The organism is Synergistetes bacterium HGW-Synergistetes-1 (assembly GCA_002839185.1).
Lineage (GTDB): Bacteria > Synergistota > Synergistia > Synergistales > Synergistaceae > Caenicola.
Map to the genome: position 1 here is coordinate 129,029 of PGXO01000003.1, position 26,646 is coordinate 155,674.

23 protein-coding genes and 2 pseudogenes are annotated in these 26,646 nt (G+C 43.7%); 7 read left to right on the forward strand and 18 right to left on the reverse strand.

The window, feature by feature from the left end:
* Window positions 1-30 precede the first annotated feature (30 nt).
* From CVV54_03430 to CVV54_03460, 7 genes are all read right to left on the reverse strand, one after another.
* Window positions 31-1,614 (reverse strand): serine dehydratase, encoded by a 1,584-nt coding sequence (locus CVV54_03430; protein ID PKL05017.1) that lies wholly within the window; start codon window positions 1,612-1,614, stop codon window positions 31-33.
* Window positions 1,615-1,628: 14 nt separating this feature from the next.
* Window positions 1,629-2,639, reverse strand: a complete 1,011-nt coding sequence (locus tag CVV54_03435; protein ID PKL05018.1) for a proline racemase — start codon at window positions 2,637-2,639, stop codon at window positions 1,629-1,631.
* Between the two features lie 36 nt (window positions 2,640-2,675).
* On the reverse strand, window positions 2,676-3,656 hold the full coding sequence (locus CVV54_03440) for an ornithine cyclodeaminase family protein (protein ID PKL05019.1): 981 nt from the start codon (window positions 3,654-3,656) through the stop codon (window positions 2,676-2,678).
* Between the two features lie 138 nt (window positions 3,657-3,794).
* Window positions 3,795-5,072 carry a C4-dicarboxylate ABC transporter permease gene (locus CVV54_03445; GenBank protein PKL05020.1) on the reverse strand — a complete coding sequence of 426 codons (1,278 nt, stop codon included), beginning with the start codon at window positions 5,070-5,072 and terminating at the stop codon, window positions 3,795-3,797.
* Window positions 5,073-5,609 carry a hypothetical protein gene (locus tag CVV54_03450; GenBank protein ID PKL05021.1) on the reverse strand — a complete coding sequence of 179 codons (537 nt, stop codon included), beginning with the start codon at window positions 5,607-5,609 and terminating at the stop codon, window positions 5,073-5,075.
* Between the two features lie 103 nt (window positions 5,610-5,712).
* The gene (locus tag CVV54_03455) at window positions 5,713-6,732 is read right to left on the reverse strand and encodes a hypothetical protein (protein PKL05022.1); all 1,020 of its coding nucleotides are present in this window, start codon (window positions 6,730-6,732) and stop codon (window positions 5,713-5,715) included.
* Window positions 6,733-6,846: 114 nt separating this feature from the next.
* Window positions 6,847-7,860 (reverse strand): proline racemase, encoded by a 1,014-nt coding sequence (locus CVV54_03460; GenBank protein ID PKL05023.1) that lies wholly within the window; start codon window positions 7,858-7,860, stop codon window positions 6,847-6,849.
* A gap of 293 nt (window positions 7,861-8,153) precedes the next feature.
* On the opposite strand from CVV54_03460, the gene CVV54_03465 reads away from it, so the two are divergent.
* Window positions 8,154-8,849, forward strand: a complete 696-nt coding sequence (locus CVV54_03465) for a hypothetical protein (GenBank protein ID PKL05024.1) — start codon at window positions 8,154-8,156, stop codon at window positions 8,847-8,849.
* Between the two features lie 107 nt (window positions 8,850-8,956).
* On the opposite strand, the gene CVV54_03470 is transcribed toward CVV54_03465, so the two are convergent.
* Both CVV54_03470 and CVV54_03475 read right to left on the reverse strand, forming a co-directional pair.
* Window positions 8,957-9,736, reverse strand: a complete 780-nt coding sequence (locus CVV54_03470; protein ID PKL05025.1) for a hypothetical protein — start codon at window positions 9,734-9,736, stop codon at window positions 8,957-8,959.
* A gap of 144 nt (window positions 9,737-9,880) precedes the next feature.
* Window positions 9,881-10,096, reverse strand: coding sequence for a hypothetical protein (locus CVV54_03475; GenBank protein PKL05026.1), 216 nt, complete (start codon window positions 10,094-10,096; stop codon window positions 9,881-9,883).
* A gap of 935 nt (window positions 10,097-11,031) precedes the next feature.
* Between CVV54_03475 and CVV54_03480 the strand changes: the two genes are divergently transcribed.
* The 3 genes from CVV54_03480 (at window position 11,032) to CVV54_03490 (ending at window position 14,611) form a co-directional block, all read left to right on the forward strand.
* The gene (locus CVV54_03480) at window positions 11,032-12,444 is read left to right on the forward strand and encodes a sodium:proline symporter (GenBank protein PKL05027.1); all 1,413 of its coding nucleotides are present in this window, start codon (window positions 11,032-11,034) and stop codon (window positions 12,442-12,444) included.
* 98 nt (window positions 12,445-12,542) lie between these two features.
* Window positions 12,543-13,805 (forward strand): peptidase, encoded by a 1,263-nt coding sequence (locus tag CVV54_03485; GenBank protein ID PKL05028.1) that lies wholly within the window; start codon window positions 12,543-12,545, stop codon window positions 13,803-13,805.
* 137 nt (window positions 13,806-13,942) lie between these two features.
* On the forward strand, window positions 13,943-14,611 hold the full coding sequence (locus tag CVV54_03490; GenBank protein ID PKL05029.1) for a hypothetical protein: 669 nt from the start codon (window positions 13,943-13,945) through the stop codon (window positions 14,609-14,611).
* A 112-nt stretch (window positions 14,612-14,723) separates the two neighbouring features.
* Here CVV54_03490 and modD read toward each other — a convergent pair.
* The 4 genes and pseudogenes from modD to CVV54_03510 form a co-directional block, all read right to left on the reverse strand.
* Window positions 14,724-15,564 (reverse strand): annotated as a pseudogene (gene modD, locus CVV54_03495) (ModD protein).
* A gap of 1 nt (window position 15,565) precedes the next feature.
* Window positions 15,566-16,171 (reverse strand): molybdenum ABC transporter permease, encoded by a 606-nt coding sequence (locus tag CVV54_03500; GenBank protein PKL05030.1) that lies wholly within the window; start codon window positions 16,169-16,171, stop codon window positions 15,566-15,568.
* A gap of 91 nt (window positions 16,172-16,262) precedes the next feature.
* A complete protein-coding gene (modA, locus tag CVV54_03505) occupies window positions 16,263-17,006 on the reverse strand; it encodes a molybdate ABC transporter substrate-binding protein (protein ID PKL05031.1) in 744 nt (247 codons plus the stop codon).
* 5 nt (window positions 17,007-17,011) lie between these two features.
* Window positions 17,012-17,746, reverse strand: coding sequence for a molybdenum ABC transporter ATP-binding protein (locus CVV54_03510; protein ID PKL05032.1), 735 nt, complete (start codon window positions 17,744-17,746; stop codon window positions 17,012-17,014).
* A gap of 532 nt (window positions 17,747-18,278) precedes the next feature.
* Here CVV54_03510 and CVV54_03515 point away from each other — a divergent pair.
* Window positions 18,279-20,195, forward strand: coding sequence for an NADH:flavin oxidoreductase (locus tag CVV54_03515; protein PKL05033.1), 1,917 nt, complete (start codon window positions 18,279-18,281; stop codon window positions 20,193-20,195).
* A 131-nt stretch (window positions 20,196-20,326) separates the two neighbouring features.
* Here the strand turns inward: CVV54_03515 and CVV54_03520 are convergent, their stop codons facing one another.
* From CVV54_03520 to CVV54_03530, 3 genes are read right to left on the reverse strand one after another with little or no spacing between them, the layout of a single operon-like run.
* On the reverse strand, window positions 20,327-21,484 hold the full coding sequence (locus CVV54_03520; GenBank protein PKL05034.1) for a carbohydrate hydrolase: 1,158 nt from the start codon (window positions 21,482-21,484) through the stop codon (window positions 20,327-20,329).
* Window positions 21,481-21,774 (reverse strand): D-galactarate dehydratase, encoded by a 294-nt coding sequence (locus tag CVV54_03525; protein PKL05035.1) that lies wholly within the window; start codon window positions 21,772-21,774, stop codon window positions 21,481-21,483. Before CVV54_03525 ends, CVV54_03520 begins: the two co-directional genes overlap by 4 nt.
* A 41-nt stretch (window positions 21,775-21,815) precedes the next feature.
* On the reverse strand, window positions 21,816-23,042 hold the full coding sequence (locus CVV54_03530) for a hypothetical protein (GenBank protein ID PKL05036.1): 1,227 nt from the start codon (window positions 23,040-23,042) through the stop codon (window positions 21,816-21,818).
* Between the two features lie 120 nt (window positions 23,043-23,162).
* Between CVV54_03530 and CVV54_03535 the strand changes: the two genes are divergently transcribed.
* Both CVV54_03535 and CVV54_03540 read left to right on the forward strand, forming a co-directional pair.
* Window positions 23,163-23,957 carry an ADP-ribosylglycohydrolase gene (locus CVV54_03535; GenBank protein ID PKL05037.1) on the forward strand — a complete coding sequence of 265 codons (795 nt, stop codon included), beginning with the start codon at window positions 23,163-23,165 and terminating at the stop codon, window positions 23,955-23,957.
* 191 nt (window positions 23,958-24,148) lie between these two features.
* Window positions 24,149-24,904: a zinc ribbon domain-containing protein gene (locus tag CVV54_03540; GenBank protein ID PKL05038.1), complete on the forward strand. Its 756-nt coding sequence runs from the start codon at window positions 24,149-24,151 to the stop codon at window positions 24,902-24,904.
* A 90-nt stretch (window positions 24,905-24,994) separates the two neighbouring features.
* On the opposite strand, the gene aroQ is transcribed toward CVV54_03540, so the two are convergent.
* Both aroQ and CVV54_03550 read right to left on the reverse strand, forming a co-directional pair.
* Window positions 24,995-25,432: a type II 3-dehydroquinate dehydratase gene (gene aroQ, locus CVV54_03545; GenBank protein PKL05039.1), complete on the reverse strand. Its 438-nt coding sequence runs from the start codon at window positions 25,430-25,432 to the stop codon at window positions 24,995-24,997.
* Window positions 25,429-26,640, reverse strand: a pseudogene (locus CVV54_03550) (shikimate kinase). Before CVV54_03550 ends, aroQ begins: the two are co-directional and overlap by 4 nt.
* Window positions 26,641-26,646: the final 6 nt, after the last annotated feature.

A 26,646-nucleotide genomic window follows, 5' to 3' on the forward strand; every position in this document is an offset into this window, starting at 1 on the left:
CTTTTTAATATATCATCCGTAATTTTTGTATTATGAGCGATTCTGTTCTTCCAGTTTTTTTCTGATCTCCAGAGAGGCTTCTGTTTTGCCGAGCCCCCCGAATGTGCAGCGAAGTTCCAGCGGCAGTTTCAGGCCTATATCGTACATCGCTTTTATCGTCTGATCCAATGGAATGACCTTATCGTACCCCGCCAATGCCATGTTTGCACTGGATATGGCATTGGAACCTCCCATGATATTCTTGCCGAGACAGGGAACTTCAACCCGATTGGCTACAGGATCACATGCAAGACCTGTTACATTCTGCAGCGCAATAGAAGCTGCATTTATACATTCTTCCACTGTTCCTCCCAGCATTTGGGCAACTCCTGCAGCAGCCATTGATGAGCCTGCACCGCACTCGACCTGACAACCGGCAACTTCTGCAGCAAAAGTTGCTGACTCAGCTATAAATATCCCGATCAACCCTGCCGCCAGCATTCCTTTGGTTATTTCATCTTTTGAGGCTCCGATAGATCTGCCAACGCCAATCAGAGTCCCGGGAAGGCACCCGCATGATCCTGCTGTAGGAGCAGCAACTATAACGCCCATCGAACTTTTGACTTCCATTATCGCAGTTATGTACTTAATTACTGTATTAAGCAGGTCACACGGAACCAGTTTCTTCTTCCTTGTTCCTTCGTCAATTTTATACGACTGATATCCCAGTATTCTGTCTTTATATTCAGTACCGCTAAGCCCCGCTTCAATAGCGTTCTCCATGATCGAGACCAGATCTGACATCTTTTGAAATACATCTTCTTCACTGGTATTTCCTCTGCAGCTTTCATACCGGACAGCAAATTCCCACAGTTCCCCGGGATCGGTCTTTGCAAGTTCGATCAATTCCTCAGAGGTCAGAAACGGAACCTTACATCCTGCACTGGAGTGAGTAGGAAGTATCGGTTCAATATAAACGATGTCAATTATGAAATCATCTTTTTTAAGTGGATCCAACGCATCCAAAGAGGGTTTTTCTGCAAACTTCAATTCAAAGAGGGCATGCTGCTCTTTTTTGTCGGTCAGCACAAAATCAAAGCCGGGGAGATAAGATCTGATCATCTCCAAAATATCATCGGAACTTTTTTCAGAGCAGTCTGCCGTGATCAATATTTCGTAAAAATCTCCCGCTATGTTTAATTGAAATCCATCATATTTCTGCATCTCGATCATGCCACCGCCAACAGATACAGCTTCCCAGTCATGTGAATATCCATCCTCACTTCTTGCGGATATCCTGTAGTTGTTGGGGTGGACCGCACCGTAATCAAGAATCCTAAATTCTATGTTTATTCCTGCATTATGCGCAAACTCTGCATAATTTGAAACATTAGGATCAGTAACAGGCATGCCGAGAATACCGCTCACAAATCCCATGTCTGTTCCGTGACCGTCGTGAGACTCGGCAAGCGATCCGTTTACATCAAAATCAACAACAACTTCTTTTACATTGTTGTTAAGAGACTGCCGCACAATATCAGCGATTCGCGAAGCCCCTGCGACATGAGAACTGGACGGACCTCTCATTACCGGCCCGATAACGTCATTAAATATGCTTGAGGGAAGTTTTTCCATCATGATCTCTCCTTCTACCAGCTGATAAATCCATTTTTTAGCTTGTCATCTTCTTCAACGATCAGGTGGTTGAATCCTGTGATATGGACATCCCTGCACGAAATCCTCGGGATAACCGCATTTATCCCGTTTAAATCGATCTCGCGCAGAACTGAAGCTGTGAATTTTCCTCCATAAATACTTTTCTGACAAAACGTTTCATTAAGACCTATCTTACCCCTAAAATACCGCTGTGCGATACGGGTTGATGTACCTGTACCACAGGGAGAAATATCTGCCTGGGCATCTCCAAAAATACACTGACACAAATAATCTCCATTTTCATCTGGAGTATTCTTCGCAAAAAGCAATTGATCCATGTAATTTATTGACTTATTAACAGGGTGCTGTACTTTGATCACTTCATTAGCGGAAACAAGGATTATTTTGCTTAACTTACGCAATTCATCCATATTGTCTCTGGAAATCTCCATATCTAACGTATCGATGTCTACGATAGTAAAGAAATTTCCTCCAAATCCTATATCAACACTGATATTTCCAACTTTAGGAACTTCAATTTTCAGGTCTTTGCGATATAAAAAGGCAGGAACGTTTTCAAACGAAATGCGTTGAACGTCTCCGTTTTTTATTTCAACAAATACTGTAACTATACCGCTGGGTGTTTCAAGTTTAATTATTGTTTCAGGTTCTGTCCTTCGTACCATGCCTGTTTCCACAAGTGCTTTTGCAACGGAAAAAGTACCGGCACCGCACATTGGCTGATATGTGAGTGCATCAATATAAAACAGTCCGTAATCAGCATCCGGAGAGCAAGGCTCCGTCAGTACTGCTCCAACCAAAGAAAGAAAGCCCCTGGGCTGCTGCATCAGACATGTTCTTATCCAGTCATAATGAGTCTTCATATATTTCATTTTATCTTCGATGGAATCACCTTTCAGAGGCGGGATACCCGAAGTGATGACTCTTATCGGAGTACCTGTAGTATGTGCATCTACTGCAAATATCGATTGAGTATTACGCATTGATATATCCTCTCTGTCTTTCATAATCGTTGTATATCAAAATACCCTTCCTACACCTGCTTTGACAGCTTTTTTATAAACATTGTAAGCAATAACTATGTCGAGAGTTGCAAAACCAACCGTCTTCATAAGCGTGATCTGTTTACTGTCCGTGCGCCCTATAACTTTGCCAAGGATCAGATCTCCAAGTTCACCGGTTATAGATTCCTTCTTAAACTTACCCTCCGATATAGGTATAAGAAACTCTCCTGCCTCAGACATTATGGCTTCTGTATTGTCTATAAAAATTTTGTCGGCGTGCGTCACCGTATATTCATCAAGCTCACGCTTATGCGGCATAAAGACTCCAACAGCATTAATATGAGTCCCCCTTTTGATTTTTCGTCCGTCAAATACAGGATCAGCACTTGTAGTAACAGTAGTGATTATGTCGGCGCAATCGACCGCCTCATCTGAAGAAACCGCACCAACCAGCTTAGCATTGAACTTCTCAGCAAGAGCAGATGCTCTGTCGATAAATGACGCTGTCCATTCATGGTTGGAGTCGTAAATGCGTACCTCTGATAATTTCCTTACTGTCAATAAAGCTTCAAGCTGTGACATTGCCTGTCCTCCGGTCCCGAAGAGCGCGGCAGTTTTCGCGTCTTTATTTGCAAGGAATTTTGTTGCCAGTCCTGACACTGCTCCCGTTCGCATACGAGTAAGTTCAGTACCGTCAAGCATTGCGTTGACCACTCCTGTTTCAGGGTCTGTCAGCAGTGTTGTTGCTGTTACCGCGGGCATACCTTTCTTCGCGTTATCGGGGTATGTTGATACGATTTTTATACCGGCAACGGGGAAATCTTTGATAAGAGCAGGCATGAAAGATGTGATGCCATTTTTTTTAACTTCGAAATTTATACGTACCGGAACTTCCGTACCACCGTTGCTTTGAATAACAAAAGCATCTTCATTTGAATTTATTGCATCCTCCATTGTGAATACTTTTCTTATATCTTCAGCGTTTAAAACCAACATATTGAAACACCCCATTAATTTTTAATTTGTCATAAAAAATAAAAAAACTCCCTCTCCTGATAGTTGAAACAGGTTTGGGAGTTTTATATTAACATTCGCTATCTGCATTTTATATAACTTACAATGCCTGCAGGCTAATTATCGAATCAGGTTGACCAAAACCAAAGAGACCCACGGAACATACGTAACCAACATCAGCACTAAAATCATAGTTCCCAAAAACGGCAACGCAGCCTTTGATACCTTTTCAAAAGGCACCTTAGATATGTTGGTAGCTGAGAAAAGACAGACGCCAACAGGCGGGGTCGCAAGTCCGATAGTAAGGTTGATACAGACTATCATTCCGGCCACTATCGGATCTACGCCCATTTTAGCAAGAGCAGGAGCCAATATCGGGCCTACAAGCATAATTGCAGGAGCGCTGTCCATGAACATGCCTACGACAAGAAGAGCTAAATTTATCATCAAGAGCTTTAGCCATAGGGAGACATTCATCGCTAGAAGTGCTTCAGTGAGTCTTAAAGCAACCCTTTCGTTTGTAAGGACCCATCCGAAGGCATAACAGGTACCTACCAGCAGCATAACTGATCCGCTGTCTATAGCACTTTCCAAAAGGATCTTCGGCAACTGTCTCCATGCTATCGTCTTATATATGAACATTGAGAGGACAAAAGCATACAGAGCGGCCATTGCAGCAGCTTCAGTCGGCGTGAAAATCCCTGAGGTTATCCCTCCGAGAATGAAAACAGGCAGTATCAAGCAAAGTATCGATTCTTTGATTGCTTTAAGCCTTCCTTTCCATGAAGTCCGCGGGAGGCGAGGATAATTATCACGCTTTGCGTATACATAAACAACTGACATCAATGCAATAGCCATCAATATTCCAGGCAAAATACCCGCCACAAAAAGATCCCCAATGGGAACACGGCTAACAGCTCCATAAAGAACAAACGCAAGGCTCGGAGGAATTACCGGCGCCATTGTTGATGCAACAGCTGTCAATCCTGCGCTGAAGTCTGCCGGGTAACCTTCCTTTTTTAGTGAGGGGATCATTACAGATCCAACAGCTGAAGTTGCTGCTACTGCCGAACCGGAGACTGCACCGAAAAAGGCACAAACCATTACATCGACCATCGCCAGTCCGCCCCTTATGTGACCTACAAAAGCCTGTGCAAGCTTGATCAGCCTCTCTGTAATGCCACCATTGTTCATTAGGTTGCCTGCAAGAACAAAAAAAGGCAGGCACATTAAAAGAAATGAATCCATTCCGCGTACAACTCGAGACGGAACCAGCAGCCAGGAAACATCACCGCCCATTGCGAGAATATACGCTATTGTTGAGAGGATCAAAACAAAAGATATTGGGACACTTAAAAACAGAAGAGGGAAAAATGTGGCAAATAAAATCCAGCTCATTTACGCAGCCCTCCCAAAAAAATCACGAATTCGATTTTCCGTGAATTTACCGTGTAATATAAGTTCCAACAACTGGACAGTACTATAGAAAAGCATCATAGCACCGCTTACAGGCACAGAAAGATAAAGCACTGCTGCTGACACGGGAAAAGACGTTGCAGTCTGTCCGGCACTATAAACATCCATGGTTTGCTCAGCTCCGTAAACTGTAAGGATATACACTGCCAGTATCATAAAAATCTGGGCCATCAATTTAACTATAAACTGGGCTTTGCCCTTTATGTTGTTTACAAGTATGTCTACACCAATGTTCAAATGAGAATGGACAGCACAGGCAGAAGCGAGCATAGTGCTCCATATGAATAGATATCTGCCCATTTCTTCTGCCCATTGAAAAGAATGTGAGAAAAAAAACCTTGATATGACCTGCATACACACAAGAACTGACATAACCGCAAATGTCAGAATAGCTATCACAGAGGCAAGCCTGTCAAGTTTATCTTCAATGTAATGCAGCTTCTTTAAGATAAGTTCCATGTTGAAACACAGCCTTTCGATCAAAGATCCTATAATCTGTATAGTCGTGGACGGTCCTAGCGACGCAGGACCGCCCGCAAACAAGGAACAAGCTTGTTTGTAACTATTTTGTCTTGTTGATCTGATCTACAATAGGTTTCCAATGAGGATATTTTTTGAAGTAGTTGGCATATACAGGCTGAACAGCTTTCACCCATTCATTACGGTCTTTAGGATATGTAGCAGTAATCTTCTTTTCTTTTTCAAGTTTCTTGGTCAGTTCCATCTCGGTATTCCAGAACCACTCTCTCTGATACTTACCGGCTGCCACCGCTGCATTCTTTACGATCTTGCGTTCCTCTTCGTTAAGTCCGTTCCATAGCTTCTCGCTTGCAAGCACAACTCCTGAAGAATAAAAATGCTGGATCATGCAGACATAAGGCTGGATCGCAAGGTATCCTACGCTGTTGGCAACATAGACACCGTTATCCTGGCCGCTTACAAGACCTGTCTGGATACTGCTGTAGATTTCACCTGAAGGAATAGGAGTAGGAACAGCTCCGAGTGCCTTGTACATATCAGCGTTCATGTCGTTCATCATAATGCGCAGTTTAAGTCCCTTCATATCTGCAAGAGTTTTGATCGGGCGCTTGTTGTTTGTAATTTCACGCCATCCGTCTTCAGCAAATGCAAGCGCTTTGATATGCGAAGAATCGAACTGTTTAAGCAACTTTTCACCTATTGGTCCCATGAGAACTTTATTTACATGATTTGTATCGCGGAAAAGAAAAGGCATGTCAAGAAGCATGACGTCTTTAACAAAAGCAGAAAGGCTTCCCGTTGATGTCCAGGCCATATCCAGGTTGCCGGAACGGACCATCTCAGCAGCTTCTACTTCGTCTGTCGTCATGTCACCAGCATATATTTCAACTTTAATTTTTCCTTTACTGGCCTTATCGACAAGTTCCTTAAACTTTTGGGCACCTATATCAAAGTTGCTGTCAGGAGGAAGAACGTGAGCAAGTTTTATCGTGCGGGCCGCTACTGCGGCATCTGATGCCGCTGGGGCAACCAAGCAGGAAAAACTTGCTGTTACAATGGCAAACATGATTATAAGTGCTGAATGAATACCTTTAACTTTCATTTTAACGATCCCCTTTGCTTTTCAGTGTATGTTTCTAAGATTTCTTACTTTCTCAGTACAAACCATAATCTTTTATTGCCGGTGGTATCCCCCTCTCATAGCTGAATTTATTATTTAAATCAGAAAACCCTCACTTAGCGGATCCTCAGGATCAAGTACCAGTTGGTTGAAACCTGTGATCCAGGCAGGGCCAGCTATTCTGGGAACGATTCCCTTGATGCTTCCAATTTCTGTCAGTCCGTCTATCGATCCATAAAATGTGGTATCAAGTATGCTGCTATTCACTAATGTCTCTTCAGGAGCCATCTGTCCACGTCCGTAAAGAAGTGCCATTCTTGCTGACGTCCCTGTTCCGCACGGAGAACGGTCAATTGCAGAATCTGCAAATACACATGTCTCTTTGGATTTCCAGCCAGTGCTTATCTTTTCTGAAGGTCCGGTAACTATGACTCCGTAGATACCTTTTATGCCTGGATTTTCAGGATGCACTACATTTAATTCCCTGTTGCCCCAATCCTTCAGCCACATCGAATGCTTTGCTATCAAAGAACCATGTTCAGGTATTACTTCAAGTCCCAAATCTTTTGCTTCGACAAAAATGTAGAAACCTCCGCCAAAGGAGACCGCGACTTTAACCTTGCCTATAGTTGGAATATCGACCTCAATGTTGTCCTTGTAAAGAAAAGAAGGAACATTTTGAAAAGAAACTTCTTTAACTCTTCCGTTTTCCACAATGGCTCTTGCTGTTACACGTCCGGCAGGAGCATCTATCCTGACTGTGTTTTCTCCTTCTGTGACAGGAATTACACCTGTCTCAACAAGTACTTTTACTACCCCTATGGTTCCATGACCACACATGGTAGCCTGTCCTGTAGTGTGAGTGTATAAAACTCCGACGTGGCCATCGTCAGTTACAGGAGGCGTAAGGATCGCGCCGAACATGTCCTTGTGCCCTCTTGGTTCACGCATCAGGAAGTTTCTGACTCCGTTCAAATTCTCATCAAACCATTCCATTTTATCGAGCATTGTTGAACCGGGAATTTTAGGGAGCCCCGAAACCACAACTCTTATCGGTTCTCCAGCGGTATGAGCATCAACTACATTAATAGATCTGATAAATTGCATCATAAAAATAGCACCTCGGTTGTGGTATACTTCTGATGTCTGATTAGCAGATATCAGATAAGTAGATTTTATATTTTATAAACATTTTGTCAAGCAGTTAAAATTATGCAATTAAGGAAAATATTGTTTGAAATGATTATTGGTTAAATAATATTAAGGTCCGCATTCTAATTTTTTAATAAAAATAAGTTTTTTAGAATTTGTTTATAGTAGAATATATACAGCTGAAACTTTATAATTCTTGCTGCGCCCTTCAATTTACAATGTAAAATAAATGATCAGGAGAGGTCTTGGAGATGAACTTAAAAAGGGAAAACACACTGTCTCAGTTAGTTCTTGAGAACATTCAAAACTCTATCCGGGATGGTGAGTTCAAACCAGGGGAATGCTTGCCTTCTGAGCGCGAGTTGGCTGAAAGATATGGTGTCGGTAAATCAAGCATACGTGAAGCGATCAAGATGCTGCAGGTGTTGGGTGTAGCTGAATCTTCACAGGGAAAAGGCACTTATTTGAGGGAAACTCTGGGCACTCAGATTTTAAGACCACTCTTGCTGGATATGATGCTTCAACGTTCAAACGCAGAGGAATTATATGAATTCAGGGTGATTTTTGACATCGCTGCTTTAAAACTTGCCATAACTAAAGCAACTGAAGATGAGAAACATATCATCCGTCAAAAATTTCATGAATATAAAACTCTTTCTGAAGCCCATATACCGGCGGCAGACCAGGCAGATCAGGAATTTCACAAGATAATACTTAATGCGACCAGAAATCAATTTGTTATCAAAATGGGAACACTTGTCATGGAATTATGCAGACCATATTCCAAAAAGGGCAATGATGTTCTGGACAAAACAGTAATGGATAATCACGAAAAAATGATGGAGATATTTTGCTCAGGTGATACAACTAATATTGAAGATGTCATAAGAAATTCCCTGATCGTATTCCGTCATATATTGGACAATGGATTACACAAAGATATCTAAGCGAATTTTCTTAAATCAAACATAAAAATCAAGCGGCTTGCCAAAAGACAGGCCGCTTTTTATGGTCACGTTTGAAAACGAAAACTTAATGCACTGCGGCAAGAATTTTATTGTTTGCTCCAGATTCCGTTGGTTAATACATACGTGCCTGCTCCTCCTGCACTGTATGCTGCCGTAAAAGAAGAATGATAAGGGAAAACACTGCCTTCAAGATAAACACCCTGGCCGATAGTGATTTTCGTCAGATCGTTCCCGGAAAACGCTCCCCAATCTATTCTTGTCAAACTGTTAGGCAAGATTATCTCTGTTAGTTCGTTATCCTTGAAAGCCCTCGCGTGTATGCGCGTGATGCCCTCTTCTATAACTACTGACGTCAGAGCTTTATCTTTAAATACATCCTGGTAAATAGATGTAACAGGGATCCCATTTATTTCCGCAGGAATTACTATATCCTTTTCATCTCCACTGTATGTGCCTGTGATAACACCCGCACGTCCTCCGCTTTCCTCTATGATGATTTCCGACGCGGTCACAACATGGCTGTCTGTAGCAGGTCCCGGTGCAGATGTATAAGTCATGGTCCATTTTTGATCAGCGATATTCCATGAAAAAGAGTTGTTTTCAACATTGGGGACAGGAATCCTGTCAATATATCCCTCTTCAAAAAGAGCTGTCAATCGTTCATGGTCCGTTGTAAGACCCTCAAAAACATCCCCACCTGACGTGCCGTTGTTCAAAGTTTTGTAAAGATTCGTTGCAGAATTCAATGTCTTTAACGATGCTGCATCCGCAGCTTTATCGGTCTTATTCAACATTGGGGACAATTGCAGCAAAAATACTGCCGCAAGGACCGCAATCAGCGACAGGACAACAAGCAGTTCAGGCAATGTGAAGCCCTTGTGCGTACCTCTCTTAGAAGTTAAAATTTTATCCGCCTCCGTGGTGGAAATAATAAGTAGATTGTAAATCCGGGATCCAATTAATCTCAGGAAATCCTTTCCTGGAGTTAACAGTCATGCAAAATGTGCTTTTTATAGCTCGTTTTGCAAAAGCGGCCTCTTTTCACGAATCTCACGAAGATAATTCAGGTCTGTCTCCACATCCGCAACTGCTTTTTCGTGGATAGGAAACTCTACTATTATATCCCAGTTCGAATCTACGGCATATGATCCTCCAAAGTATATCGAAGCGGAGGAGGCGGACCGTTTACGGTATACGGCACAGCCCGTCAGAGAAAACACTGCCATTTGGGTCAGTTTTTTCCAGTTCGATAAACACTTTCCCCGTCTACTCTTTCCGGCACCGCGGCTGCCAAGATGTAAAAAATCACTTCAGTTCCCAGCTTAACCGCAAAAAATAACGTCCATTATGTACCACAGATCTTTGCAGACGAACATCCCAGCCCTGCAGTAGAGAGCTTCTGCAACTGTAACTTTATCACCTTCGCTGAATGTAAGGTGTTAGGAATAGTGTGCATAGTTGCTTAGGTTGATTTTCCTGTGTAAAGCAGGGCTCTTTCCTCTAAGAAGTATTCAAGTACAATACAGGATTACTTTACGGGTTGCTCTATAAGAGGATAGCTCATCAGAACATCGCACCCGCTGTTTCGAGTCTTCTCTGCAAAGAGAGAAAGTACCTTAGTGGATATCGTCTCTTTGATCTCGTATCCGGAAAGATAAGGTTCGGTAAATACCAGAAGCAAACTCCCGTTTTTTGTTCAATCATTGAGCAGGAACAAACCCCTCTTCATGCTATTTTTCTACATCGGATACCACAGACGCGACCTGTGCCACTGTTATCTTGAAACTCACCTTTTATATAACCTGATTTGATAATTGAATAAATGTTGAAATTATACGTGCTCATCTCAGCATACTCTATAGCCTTGATTTTGCGCCTACAGAAAAATTCTGTTTCTTCTGTTGCACTGATAATTTTTACTGCATTATTATTTTTAAATTATCAAAAGTAGATTATTTTTCAACGCAAGGACATTTCACAAAAAATACATATTGAATAATTACTAAAGTACATGATATACTGCATTCGGTGAATGCATTCTAGTTTTGTTGTATCCGTTCTTTGATTCTACTGAGAGGAGGCAAGGCCCTAATTTATTATTTGTTCCAAGCAAATGCGTATATACATAAAACATAAAAATTTCAGGGGATGGTGAATATTCATGCACACACTTGAACATGTTTCAGAAATGCTTTGGATAGTTGCTGCTTATTTAGCCTCAATGATTATCGTTGGCGCTTATTTTTACAGAAAAGCGAAAAAAAGCGGTCCTGAAACAAGAGATGATTTCCTCCTTGCTGGGAGGGGGCTTGGAAAAATCGTTGCTATAGGAACTATTTTTGCCACCTATCTTGGCGGCGGCACTGTAACAGGCGGAGGAAACTCTTTAGCTTACAATTTTGGTCTCTGGCCAGGTATTTGTTTTATGCTTCCTGCAATTTTCGGTCTGATAATACTCTTGCTGTTGAGCAGAAAAATACGTGAAAGCAATTGTTATACTACAGCTCAGCTTCTTGAAAATTCTTACGGAAAAGGCGCCAGAACTCTTGCTGCAGGAATTATAGCAATCGCATTTGTCTCCATTGTTTCATATCAGTATAGGGGTCTTGGGTTTGTCCTTAACGTAACTACCGGTTTGCCCGTTGAAACATGTACCCTTATTTGCGCCGTAATAGTAATAGCTCTAGCATTCTCAGGCGGGCTCAAGACTGTAGCTGCAACAGATGCAATGAGTGCTTTTGTAATGCTCATTGGCCTCATTATTGCTCTTCCGACACTTCTTAACATCGTTGGAGGTTTTTCATGGATAAAAGAGACCGCAACCCCTGAACAACTAAGCTTTTTGGGTGGACAGACTTTTATTGGATGGTTAAGCGCATATCTTCCTCTCGCTTTTCTGACAGTTGGAGACCAGAACTTCTACCAGAGGATAAACGCTGCAAAAGATTTAAAAACAGCACGAATTGGTCTTCTGGGATGCATGATCGCATGTATCCTTGTAATGCCGATCATAGCAACAATATCTCTTATTGGCAGGCTTTACTTCGGGACAAACATATCTGCAGGACAATCTCTTATTTCCACAGCGACACTTTTGCCTGTTTTCTGGGGTGGCATGCTCTTGTCTGCCGCATCAGCGTTCATTATTACTACCGGAGATTCTTATCTTCTTTCTGCATCATCGAATATAACTGTAGATATATACTCCGAAATTATTAACCCTAAGGCGACTGAAAAACAGCAGGTTTTTGTTACAAGGGCGTTTATTCTGGTTGCCGGCATAGTGGCTTATATAATTCTGCAGTTTTATCCAAGTATACTTGCGATCCAGTACATGTCTTACACTATTTACGCAGCAGCAATAACACCAGCTGTACTTTGCGCGTTAGTATGGCCAAAGGTTACTAAGATTGGCGGACTTGCATCAATGATAGGAGGAAGTTTGTTCACTATCATCTGGGAAATATTAAAATTCCCGTTTGGACTTCAGACAATATTAGTCGCACTTCCTCTGTCTTTCGTTATCATCATTGTAGTATCACTATTGACACAACCCAAGCCGAATAGAATATAAAGTTTTTTAGCATGGAAGTCGTGATTTAATATAAATTATTATGACTTCCATGCTTCTTTCCTCACTAACAAATAATTAAGGGAGGGGCAATATAACAAATGAAAAAATTTACAAAAATCAAATGCGGAAAATTATACGATGGGTTGAATGCAATGCTCCAGGAAAATATGGAGGTTCTCATAGAAGGGGAAAGGATAATAGAAGTAGGGCACAATCTCGCATGTCCTGAAAATACGACCTTAATAGATCTACTCGATTCAACCGTTACACCTGGAATGATAGATGCCCATATGCATCCTCAGTATTTCCACTGGAAAGACGTTTACGCAGATACAGTTTTTAATTCAGACGGATACCGTGCCCTTGCAACAGCAGAATGCGTTAGAAAAACTCTGATGGCAGGATTTACCACTATTCGTTCACTCGGCTGGTTTAGAGAGGCATACGAGCTGGATGTTAAACGAGCAATAGATGAGGGATATATTAGTGGATCACGTATGATTGTCTCTTCTCATTTTTTATGTACGACCGGAAGTCATGGAGACATGACACAAGTTGTAAGAAATAACCCCTATTTGTCTGATTACATGATGACTCAGTATCCAACATGTGGAGATGGTCCAGATTTCTTTACATCTGCAGTACGTAGAGAGAAAAAAATGGGTGCAGACTTTCTTAAAATAATGGCCACAGGTGGATTTGCCACACCAAATGACGACCCAGAAGACATACAGTTAAATGATGAAGAATTCAAAGCAATTTTTGACACTGCCAAAGAAGTTAAAATTTCTGTAACAGCTCATGCATATGGACCAAAACTGATGAAAAAATTGATTGGATACGGAATTACAGGAGTTGAACACGGCTCGCTTATGGATAGCGAGACAGCAAAAATGTTCGAAGAGACCGGAACTTATCTCGTACCAACTTTCATGCCGTATGAAGATGCAATACATCCCGATCAGGAAAGCCTGGCTAAAAAGAGCCCCGAATACAGGAGAAAACTTGGAATATACCAAGATCAACTCATAAAAGGCAGAGAGATAATCATAAACAGCAAGATCAAGCTTGGATATGGTACAGATATGGTCGCAGTCCACAATAATTACGAAAGTGGCTGGGAATATAACGCGTGGCTCAATAATGGAATGGATCCTTTCAGAGCATTGGAAGCCGCCACAAGAATCAACGCTGAAATATGCGAGATATCGGACAAAGTCGGGACGATAGAACCAGGCAAGCTGGCAGACATCGCAGGATGGAAAAGAGACCTTATAAGAGACCCCGATGCTCTCCGTGACTGCTCATTTGTTATGAAAGAAGGTAAGGTCTATCCTCCCGAAAGCAGGATCAATGACTGACAGACATTAAAAATTAGTTGAATCAAGGCTACTTAAGACCACAGACGTGGAAAAAAATTTCTTTGTCTGTGGTCTTTTTTCTTTTAGGCTTGATTTACATGAAATAATTTGGATTGTACTATCTGGATGTATAATAAATTATTATTGTCTATTTTAGGAGTGTACTCGTCGTGTATATCAAGAGCAATAAAAGAAAACTTCAGGCACAGGGAACAAAAAAGAAAATTTTCGATGTAGCACATCAGAAATTCAGAGAAAAAGGCTTCAACAACGTCACTATCGAAGAAATTGCTGAGTCAGCGGAAATATCAGTTGGTTCTCTGTATCATCATTTCAAAAACAAATACGAATTGCTTATTGCCTGGCACGCTCGTCTTGATGAACTTTACTGTAATTATTTTGATAAACTAACAACATCTCCTGATTCTAAAGATAAAAACACCCTTGAAATAATTAAAGAAATGATGCTCTACATGAATGAAACATGTATATATTATGGAGCAGAATATATTGGAGTTGTATATTCTTATATGCTTTCAAACCCTGATTTTGCTAAGATAATGACTGACCGCAGGCGCACTTATTTCAAAATAATGACCAATTTGATGAAAGAAGGTCAGAAAAAAGGAGAAATTAGGAAGGATATACCTGTTAAACAGCTTGTAACTGATATCACTATTATAAGTAGGGGTTGCTTAACTGATTGGGCAATCGAGAGTTCACCTGATGACATGAGAACGCACACTACATCAGTACTGGGCTGCTATCTCCGCGGTATAGCCAGCAGCGCTGCAGATGAACAGTAAGGGTTTTGAACTTTTTTAGTATTTCACAGCCCAACCAGAGGGCACTAATGCCGGGGACGCGGCGCATTTGCGTCCCCGGGTTTTATGGAGAGAGTTGCAGCAGAAGTTGTTGTTATTTTTCGCGCGATATTACAATCTTGATGTCTTCGGGCTTTCCAAAATATACCCAGGATGTAACAAGTATATCAACGCCGGTAGCTGCGTATTCTGCCGCATTTGAAGCATTTATTCCTCCCGCGGCAGCAATTTTGACACTTTGATTGATTCCACGGGCAATTTTTACAAATTTTTCCAGTTCGTCATACTCAAACCTTTCACATTGCACAACATCCGTTCCCGCTTTAACATATGCGATAGCTTCTTCAAAAGAATTAGCTTCAACAGCAATTTTTTTCTCAGGGAACCTCTCCGCCATAACAGGGATAAGTCCTATAAAATTGTTCACAAAAACCCGATGCTGTTCAAATACAAGTATAGAATCCGATAATCCCAATCTGTGGATAGACGCGCCTCCTGCAAGAGCTGCCTTTATTGACAAAGCCTTTCCTCCCGGAAAGTGTTTTCTTGTTACAGATACATGAACTGACGGATTGGCCGTTCTGGCGTTTTTAAGCATAGCGGCAGTTCTTGTGGCAATACCTGACGAATATTCCATGATATTCTGTGCCTGTTTCCAACATGAATGAATGGCTCCAGCGGTTCCACGCACACGCAGAAATATTTGCCCACCTTCTGTCAAACTTCCGCTGTGGACATAATATTTCGACACTGGAACCTGTTTTTTCAAACAATCGCGAAGCTTCCTCAACACCAGCCAAAATGCAATTCTTTTTAGGATGGCATTCAAGCATGGCGGGAACAGATTCTATGTTCATCGACATTACTGTCAGGTCCATAAGCTGGAGGTCTTCTTCCATAAGCGAGCTAAGATAGTTATCAGATATGTGGAACATGTCAGGACTCCTTTTTCTTTTGTAATTTTTCAAGAGCTACAAATAACAGCAATCCAAAAACTGCAAGTAAGAGGCACAGAGTTCCTGCCTCATCAAATTCTCCGCGCGACACACGATTGAATATCTCGAGAGATATTGTATTTGTGCGCCCTGAAATATTGCCGCCTACCATCATGGTTATGCCAACTTCACCCGATGCCCGCGCAGATCCAAGCAAAAGCCCGGAAGCTATAGTACTGCGGACAAGCGGGACGGTAACAAAAATAAAGGTTCTGAACGGATCGCATCCGGACACACGCGCCGCCTCTTCAAGTTTAAGTACCATTTCGCCTCTCATTGCAGCCTGAAGAGGCCTTACTAACATAGGAAGTCCGGCGATAAAGGCTGCAAGAAAAACCCCCGTATGCGAAAACACTAAACGAAATCCGGTATGTTCTTCCAGTACCCCTCCTATTCCTGAACGGCCAAAGGTCATAAGCAAGATGTAGCCAAGCGCGACCGGCGGAAATACCAGTGGCAAAGTCACTAAAAAAGATACCAGCTTTGAAATGAATCCTTCAGATCTGCTGATCCAAAAAGCAAGAGGAACACCAAGCAAAAGGAACATTACTATGCTTACTAAGCAGGTCTTTATTGTCAGGCAAATAGGATAAACAAGCGATGGATCCAGCAGATAATCTATTGTAATTTCCTCCTGCTTACCAGACTCCGTGTTTTTTCAATATTTCTTTACCTTTTTCTGTCTTAAGAAAATCAATGAAAGAATTGACCTCCGGTTTCGCCTGTTGCCCCTTAACAACAGCAGCCACCATATTTAATGGAGGATAACCGCTTTCTATCTCAAGAAATCCCCCTATTTTTCCCTTGCCTGACCTCACTACAACACGGTTGACAAAACCGGCATCCATTTCCCCGGACACCAGGTATGAAAATACCTGTGGCACCGTGGACAACTGAGATATTTTGCATGGAATTTTATTTTTGATTCCAGATGACTCAAGAAAACTCACAGCAGCACGCCCATAAATCGCAGCTTTCGGGTCCGGATAACAGACCGACTTTACATCCTCATAAAGCAGGTCATATGGTGATGAAAGAGAAATTCCTTTGCGCCATGCAAGCACGAGAACTGTTTTTCCGAGAGGTACATACGAATCAAATTTGACATTTGTTTTGACGGATTCAAGTGTGCCTTTATCAGAAATTATGATATTGACCCCACTCCCGGCTTCAATTTGTGCAAGCTGCTGTCCAACGTTCCCGCCATACATTTCCTGAACGTTCCTGCCGGATATTTCCTTGTACACCGCGCACAGTTCCTTCGCCATCTGCATATATCCAGCTCCGGTAGTAATTGATACGTCTCCTGCAAACGAAGCCGAAACCATTATGATCAAGAAAAACACAGACAACGCAATTTTTTTCATTCTCAATGCCTCCATTATTTTTATGCTGCAAATGGTCTTATGCCACTCTGATCATAAACCTGATCAGGGACACCATAAGACACCAATTTCCCGTTATTTATCAGTGCCACCATATCCGCAAGTCTTTTTACTTCATCTATGCTGTGCGTAATGTAGATCATAGGAAAAGAAAAGTTCTCAGGTATCAATTCGATATAACACATAAGCCCATCCTTAAGTCTGCTGTCCAAAGACGAAAGAGGCTCATCCATAATAAGAAACGAAGTGCAGGCAAACAGGGCGCGGCCTATTGCAACACGCTGTGCCTCCCCCCCAGACAAAGTATCCGGGGATCTTTTCATTAGGTGACCTATATGAAGAAGATCAACAATTTTTGAAAAATCGGCCTTGCTTCTTCTACCGCCGGGGAATTTCCCGAATGTCAGGTTATCCTTTACATTCAAGTGAGGAAAAAGCCTATGCTCCTGGAAAACATACCCTATTCCCCGTTTTTCAGGCGACAAGTTTACACCTGCTTCAGTATCGGTATAAACAGAATTTTCGAATCTGATACGACCTTTGTCAGGACACACCAAACCAGCAAGCATGTTTGCCAGTGTGGTCTTGCCTGATCCGGAGCGACCAAAAACCACAGTTATCAGAGGCCTTTCTACGGAAAAGCCTATATCCATATCAAGAGTACCGATTTTCTTTTTTACAAGAATATCAAGCACAGACATCCTCCTTCCAAGAGATCGAATGCAACTCATTTGCATTTTACCTTCAGTTATTTGATAGTCAATATTAGTTATCTATTTTGCCCATTTAAATTAATTTTTTGCATAGCCGAATGATAAGGAAAGATAAATATTAACTGGAGTGGAATGCGTAAATGGTAGCACCTGTGATATTCGTATCGAAAATCGAGATTGGCGCTTATAAGAAAAGTTGCAGCATCCTTAATATTAATTCTTAAACCTTAATAAAATAGCTTCAAAGATATTTGTTATTCAACGCACCAGGCGCGGCCTGCGCCACTGTTATCTTGAAACTTTCAATTTTTATCACCGGATTTTGAAATTAGGCCAATCACACTAAAATTATACGTCCAAAGTACTGATATAAAAAAATGCAATATATCAGATAATTATTAAAGAGTTATTACACTTACGATTTTTTGATATTGTCCGTCCTTTTAGCTTAACAATCAGCGCACTAAAATCAACAAAAGCCATTGTTTGCTAAACGTTCATCATCGACCGACAATTCATTTTACTAAGACAATAACACAACAGGAGGAATGAAAAAATGTTGAAAAATGTATTCAGTCCTATCACCATCAAGGGGAAAACCATGAAGAACCGCCTGGCGGTAGCTCCAATGGTAACGAACTATTGCAACGAAGACGGAACATGTACCGAAATGTTTTCGGCATATCACGAAACAAAAGCCAAGGGCGGCTTCGGAATGATAATTACGGAAGATTTTACCGTCCGGCCTCGCGGAAAAGGGTTCAAACACTTGCCCGGACTGTGGAACGATGAGCAAATCCCCGGCTTCAAAGAATTTACGAAAAGGATCCACAAGCATGATACTGTTTTGATCGCGCAGATATACCACGCCGGCAGGCAGTCCAGCAAAATGGTGCTTGGCGAGGCACCTGAGGCACCTTCTGCAATTCCCTGCCCATTCAGCCCGGACATGCCGGAAGAGTTGAGTGTCGAGGAAATTAAGAAAATTATTACAGAATTCGGAGATTGTGCGCGAAGAGCTGAAGATGCGGGTTTTGACGGCATAGAGGTACATGGAGCCCATGGATACCTGATCTCACAGTTCATGTCCTCCTATACAAACAAACGCACTGACGAATACGGTGGTTCGCTCCAGAACCGCATCCGTTTCGCAGTAGAGATAGTAAAAGATATCCGCTCAAAGGTCAGCAAGGATTTTATCGTCGGTTACCGTATCTCTGCAGATGAACATGTTACCGGCGGAAGGAATATCGGAGACACCCTGACCATAGTCCCATTCCTTGAAGAGGCTGGTATTGACTATATCCATGTTTCCGCAGGCGTTTACCGCTCCTTTGATGATATCATCCCATCGCAGTACCGCGGCCATTCATGGAACACCGACGCAGCAGGAGAAGTAAAAAAGATAACTAAACTTCCTGTCATATCAGTCGGTAGGATCAACGACCCCAGGCTGGCAGAAACTATCATTGCTTCCGGCAAGGCAGACATTGTTGCGATGGGGCGTCAGTCACTTACCGATCCGGAGACGCCCAACAAGGCAAAAGAGGGCCGTTTTGACGAGATCCGCAACTGTATCGCATGCCATCACGGATGTGTAAAAAACCTTCTTAACAACGTCCCGATCCAGTGTATCCTGAACCCGACCCTGGGCAGGGAGAGCAAAGTAGCTCTTGAAAAGACAGAGGCACCCAAAAATATAATGGTCATAGGTTCAGGTCCTGCCGGACTTGAAGCAGCGATCACAGCGGCCTCGCGGGGACACAGGGTAAAGGTTTTCGAGAAGAACCGCTGGGCCGGCGGCCAGTTCCGCATTGGTGCCGTACCACCCGGAAAAGGTGAAATGATCAACTACATCAACTGGCAGCTCAACGAGCTCAAAAAACTGAACGTACCTGTCCTGATGGAGACGGAAGTCACACCGGAACTTGTGAAAAAGGAAAAGCCGGATGTCATTTTCGCAGCCACTGGAGCAGTGCCCATCATTCCAAACATACCCGGGATCGACAGGCCCAACGTAGTATCTGCACATGATGTGCTTGCAGGCAATGTTAACACAGGCAACAGCATAGTTGTTGTGGGCGGAGGCTGCGTAGGAGCTGAAACGGCAAACCAGCTTGCAAACTACTTAAAAGGCGTCACCATCATCGAAATGCTGGACGCGATCGCAGGTGATGAAATAGTGGTCCCGCGCTGGGATCTTCTGGAAGACCTTGAAAAGAACAAAGTAAGGATCTGCACAAAGACCACTGTTGACGAGATCACAGATGCAGGTGTCAAGGTTTCCGGTGCCGTAAATGAAGTGATCCCCTGCGACACAGTTGTCCTTGCTGTTGGGGCAAAACCGGTGCTGGGCCTTGCAGATACACTGAAAAAAGAGGGTTACGACGTCCGCGTCATCGGAGATGCTTCAAAGGTAGGTCTTGGCGGTGAAGCCATAATGGAAGGCTTTGAGGTCGGAAGGACCATCTAAAACAGAGCAAAAAACAAGCTGCTCAATTGTTGCTGCCTCTCTCCGTAAAGAGGGAGGCAGCTTTTTATTTTGTTTTTAGAAAAAGATCCGGGGACAGGTTTGTACCCTTTTGGGGATGATGACACCTTAATTTAAACGCTTGGGCCGATGCGGGTTATCCCGGTCTCTGTATGGCCAAGAATCTCCGAAGAGGTCTGCTCGCCGGAGATGACTGACAAAAGCTTTTTAAAAAGCTTTTCCCCTGCGCTCTCAAGCGACTCCTTCCCCAGTGTTATCGGACTTGCGTCAAAGTCAATATTCTCCTTCATCCACTCAGCTACGTTCGGGTTACCCGTGATCTTTATCACAGGCGCGATCGGGGCCCCAACAGGGGTGCCCCTCCCAGTTGTAAAGAGAATGACCTGAGATCCTCCCGCAAGCATACCCGTCACGGACTCGACATCAAAGCCCGGAGTATCCATTATCACCAAGCCGTTTGATTTCGGGATCTCGCCATAACGGACGACCTCCATCACTTTCGATGAACCCGCCTTTGTAAGGCAGCCCATCGACTTTTCCTCTATCGAAGAAAGTCCTCCCTCGATGTTTCCCGGTGTGGGATTAGTCCCTCGAAGGTCCACATGCATCGCATTGGCGCTCTTTTCAACATCATTTACTATTTCTCTTACTTTTTTCCCGACCTCGGGATCGACTGCCCGGCCGGAGAGGATATGCTCGGCCCCTATCATTTCAGGGGTCTCGGAGAGCATTGCAGTCGCCCCAAGGCTTATCAGCCTGTCAGAGACCCAGCCTACCAGGGGGTTGGCGCTGATCCCCGAAGTAGCATCAGATCCTCCGCACTCAAGTGCGACCACCAGATCCTTGATGTCTGCTTCTTCCCTTTTCTGAGACAGGCATTTCTCAGCCATTCCTTTTATTATCTCTATCCCTGCATTTATCGTAGCTGTAGTCCCGCCGCATTCCTGTATCCTCACATGCGCGGCAGGACGGCCTGTTGTTTTGACATTCTCCACGATCCGCTCCGCTGAAGAACCCTCGCATCCCAGGCTTACTACAAGTACAGCTGCTATATTTGGGTTCTTAGCTATGCCGTCTAAAGTCCTCTGGGTCTGCTCTCCGTCGGCGCCAAGCTGGCCACATCCGTTGCCGTGCACAAAGAGCGCAGTTCCGGGAACCGCTTCCGAAATCTTACGGGAGACATGGTTTGCACAGACAACTGAGGAAAGGACCAAAACATAATTGCGGACACCTACAGTTCCGTCAGCCCTTTTATATCCCATGAACTTCATTCCAGATCTCCCCTTCCTCTTCCGCCGACCATGTTATGGACGTGGACATGTTCGCCCGGCTCGATCATCCTGCTTGCATAACCGATAGTCTCGCCGTACTTTATTATCCTGTCGCCCTCGCCTATATCCCCTATCGCTATCTTGTGCCCCAACTTCAGAGAAGAGCATGAACGGAGACCTGAAGGAACGTCTTGGCCAATAAGTTCCTCATCTACAGTGATCTCTTTGATCAGTGTGACTACGTTGTCCTTAATATTTACCCTGAGGCAGTTGATGATCGCTTTTTTCATTGTGTATCCTCCGTTTGGAATATGAGTAGAATTCATTATATCTACGATAGTTCATCAGAAAAACTTACTCTGCCAAGATAAACCGCTATTGCAGCTCCGGCAATAATCAAGATCGAGAAAAATGCAGAGTAGGGAGATATGCCGTCTGAAAAAGAAAATTTGCCAAAATAATCTATGAAGAGGCCGGAAAACCATTGGCTTAACAATACCGATATAAATATGACAACATTATTAGCTCCAGTAACTGTGCCTATCAAATCAGAACCGATCTCCCTGAAAAGGATCACATTTGAGATGACATTAGTCGAACCTATCATCACTCCCAGAAAAAACGAACTTAATGATATCAGCTGCCATCTAAAACTTTGATCTATCCCCACTGTTAGAGAGACTAAAGACAATACCAGCAAAATACATAATTTTTGGGGTATTTTGGGCACGGATACCAATCTATTGCCATATATACCGGCAAAAAAAGCACCGGTCATAACCCCGATCCCGCCAAGAGTCATACATATCCTTGCCTGGGATACCGAGATATCTGTGTGGGTATTTGTCAGCCATATAACTCCCCATAAACCTATGAGCGTCAGCTGCAGGATCATTGACATACTCCAAACCAGAAGCAGTGAGGAGAGGCGCCTTGATCGCAGGAGGGTCCTGAATCCTGTAAGCAAAGAGCTCTCCTCGCCTGCAGAAGTATCAGCTTTTCGAAAATTGCCGCCCTTCATCATAATTAGAAGCATCAGTGCGATAAAAATTGAGATAAGGGCCAGAGAAAAGTGTATTTTCCTGTAACCGAAGATGTCTATCGCTGTTCCTATGGGTGTGATGCCCACCACTCCGCCAAAATGGCCAAAGACAAAAGTCATGCCAGTCAATCTCGCAAATATATGTGATGAAAAGGCATTTGCCTGATAGGCCAGCAGCGCACAAAAGGTAGGAGCTGCCCCCATTCCTGCAAGAAACCTGGATATTCCAAGCATATAAGGCTTATCAGTAAACGAAAACAACATAAGCCCAAGGCTGAAGAGGATCAGTCCAACGCTTACCGTCAAAACAGGGCTTTTGCTGTCGCAGAGTTTGCCGCAATAAGGCTGAGCTATAGTGTAGCCGTAGAAAAACATGCCGGATATCAGTCCGACAACAGTTGGAGACATACTTATCTCTGCCGCGACAGCAGGGAAAATGACCCCACTTGCGCTTCTGAGAAGACATGCAAGGAAATAGGAGCCAAGCAATAAGCTGTAGGTGAAATAAGACCGCATCAATTTTCCCCGCCCGTTGTTCAAATATCCGAACTGCTGCCTTGAAGATATTAACACAAAGCAGCGTTGTAAGATCACAGTGCTATACTAGATAAAATAGCGGAAAGAGGTGCTTATAAGATGCTGGGCGCAATAATAGGCGACATCGTTGGTTCACGCTTTGAATGGGACAACATAAAAACAAAAGAGTTTGAATTGTTTACGCGGAACTGCTTTGCAACAGACGACAGCATAATGACCCTCGCCGTTGCAAAGGCGATACTTGAAAGCAATAAAGATCAGGATATCCTCAGAAAAACAGTAGCAGGACACCTCCAGGAAGTAGGGAGGCCATATCCGAACTGCGGTTATGGGGGGATGTTCCACAGATGGATGTACACAGACGACCCGAAGCCATACAACAGTTTCGGGAACGGTGCTGCGATGCGGGTGAGCCCCTGTGGATTTGCAGCTTCCTCATTTGAAGAGGCGATAAAATTATCAAAAATAGTGACCGAGATATCACACGACCACCCTGAAGGACTCAAAGGCGCGGAAGCAACAACATCAGCTGTTTATCTGGCACGCGAAGGCAAAAGGATCCGAGAGATAAGAGATCACATCAACGATCACTACTACCCCATGGATTTCACACTGGAAGAGATACGGCCAACATACAGGTTCAATGAGACATGTCAGGAGACGGTGCCCCAAGCTATCATGGCCTTTCTCGAATCTGAAGGGTTTGAAGACGCGATACGCAACGCGATCTCCATTGGCGGCGACAGCGATACACTGGCAGCTATAACCGGCGGCATCGCAGAAGCCTTTTATGGCATTCCTGTTGACATCCGCGAAAGTGCGTTAACATTTCTCGACAAGCGCCTGCTGACTATCCTCAATGACTTCGAATCTGTTTATGGAAGGTATTCTTAAATGCAGAAAATTACTGCAACAGCGATCCTAAATTTCCAAAGGCGTTTTAGGCAGGCTGACTACTCATCTAGCGTACACCATTCTGAAGTGATAAAATCATCACGGCCATCCTGAATAGAGTTACAGCAGCCTTTTAGCTCATGACTTTTACAAGCAGATATTAACAACAAAAGAGATGAGGGATCCGGAAGATGAAATCTTTCAATGACAATTACGAAGATAATTCCACAGATGCGGGTTTTCAGTTTACCTTTGATTGTGATATATGCGGTGACGGCTATAAGAGTGAGTTTGTTCAATCCACCACATACAGGAAGGGCAGAGGCCTGCGAGGATTGGTACAAGGTGTAAACATGATAGGCGGACTGATCGGCGGCAGTGCAGGAGATATTGGTTATACACTTGAGCGCAGCATCAATGTACTATCAGAACGATTCGAGGGCATGTCGCCCGATTGGCATAAAGAACATCAGGCTGCTTTTGAAAAAGCCCAGACCGAGGCAAAAGAACATTTTCACCGCTGTCATTCATGCAACAGCTGGGTCTGTGACGCCTGCTTCAACGAGAACGAAGGACTATGTACAGAATGTGCCCCCCGTCAGGAAATATATGTAGCAAAAGCCAGGGCAGAAGCAATGCGGCGCAATATCGACGATGCCGCGGAGTCTGCGACTGTGTGGAGTGAAATGATCGAAAGCAAAACCACAGTATGTCCGGCCTGTGGTAAACCGGCAGGCAACGGAAAGTTCTGCGGCCATTGCGGAGCCTCTCTTGCACTGAATAAATGTCCTGATTGCGGAGGGGAAAATGCACAGGGCGCAAAATTCTGTAGTCATTGCGGAGCAAAAATTGTCTTAAAGAAGCAGAATAAATCCTGTCCCGAATGCGGAGCCGAGATCGAGCCCGGACTGCGGTTCTGCTCAGAATGCGGATATAAATTATCCTAATAACTTGGTGCCTGGCCTAATCTTAATTAATGTGAGGATGAAAAAGGCATAAAATCAAACAGGCATCAAAAATTAGTAAGGTGGCTGCGGCTATGCGCCGACCATCCAGGCCAGAAGGATCTCAATGGCATCGATGTAGGAATCAAACCCTTTGCCCGCTACCGTTGCAATGCAGGCAGGAGCTGTATATGAGATCTTTCTGAAATCCTCCCTGTTGTTGATGTCCGAAAGGTGGACCTCCACAGCAGGCAGGTTTACTGCCTTTATTGCATCGGGGATGGCGATGCTTGTGTGAGTGTAGGCGGCAGGATTGATGATTATGCCGTCGAACTTATCAAGTGCCCCCTGGATCGCGTCAATGATATCGCCCTCGTGGTTTGACTGGTAAAATTCGACCTCGACATTCCTCGGCTTACAGTAATCGATAACATAGTCAATGAGATCCTCAAGGGTCTCATCGCCGTATATCTCCGGCTCCCTTATGCCAAGCATATTTAGGTTAGGTCCGTTTATAACAAGGATCTTCATAATTTGAGCACCTCCGTTATCTTCTTAGCGGCTTGAAGCGGATCCCGATTGTTTACGGAAATGTCACTCCAGCTTTCGTATAGTCCTGCCCGTTCGCTGTATATCTGTTCTGTCCCCTTTGCTTTTGTAACAGGTCTGCCAGATGTCGCGAGATATTTTAGTTCCCTCTTAATAAAGACGACCGTACTGTTCTGTCTCATTATATCTTTGTTTTCCGGAGATGTGACAGCTCCCCCGCCTGCGGATATTACAAGACCGCTTTCTTTGCAAAATTGAGCAAGGACTTCGCTCTCTACCTTCCTGAAATAAGCCTCGCCTGCATCGGCGAATATGGCAGGGATAGTTCTTCCTTCCCTGCTTTCTATCTCTTGGTCGATATCGACTAATTTTCTTTTCGTCAGGTCGTGAAGGTGTCTTCCAATCGCGGTCTTGCCGGAGCCCGGCATTCCGATCATGACTATGTTTTTGGTCTGCCTCTCTATCTTTTCGGCTATCACGTTCGAGTTCTCGCGCGGGATGGAAATCCCAGTAAAAAGCTCAGATGCTCTTCTTGCCTGCTCAACAAGCATTAGGATACCTCCAAGGAATGGGATGCCGAGCCTTTCTGCCTGCAGCATGAGCGCTGTTTTTGCCGGGTTGTATATTAGGTCGGCAAGGAATTTGCATTCCTTGAAGAGGCTCAGATCGATCGGCGATATTCCGTTGTCCGGATACATCCCCACCGGCGTTGTGTTTACTATGATGGCCGCATCGCTCTGACCAGAAATGTTTTCGTAGTTCACGGAGCCGCTTCTTGATACTGTGATCAGAGGATCTGCACCTAGGTCACTTAGAACTGTCCTCACTGTCTTTGAGGCTCCGCCGGAACCAAGTATCAGGGCTTTTTTCCCGCGGATATTTTCCTTTACCGGCTCCATCATCAATAGAAAACCGTCATAATCGGTGTTTTCCCCAAGGTATGAGCCATCAGTTTTTTTTAGCATGGTGTTTACGCTTCCAATCGCGCTCGCTCTCTCTGACAGCTCACTGCAGTATGGGATGACATCCTGTTTGTAGGGTATCGTCACGTTGAAACCGTCAAGGCTGTTATCCTTCAAAAAATTTTCAAGATCTTTGGGGCATATCTCACAGAGCTCATAGGAATAGCTTCCCAGCATCCAGTGGATGCTGGGCGAAAAGCTGTGTCCAAGCTTTTCCCCAAGGAGACCAAAGCT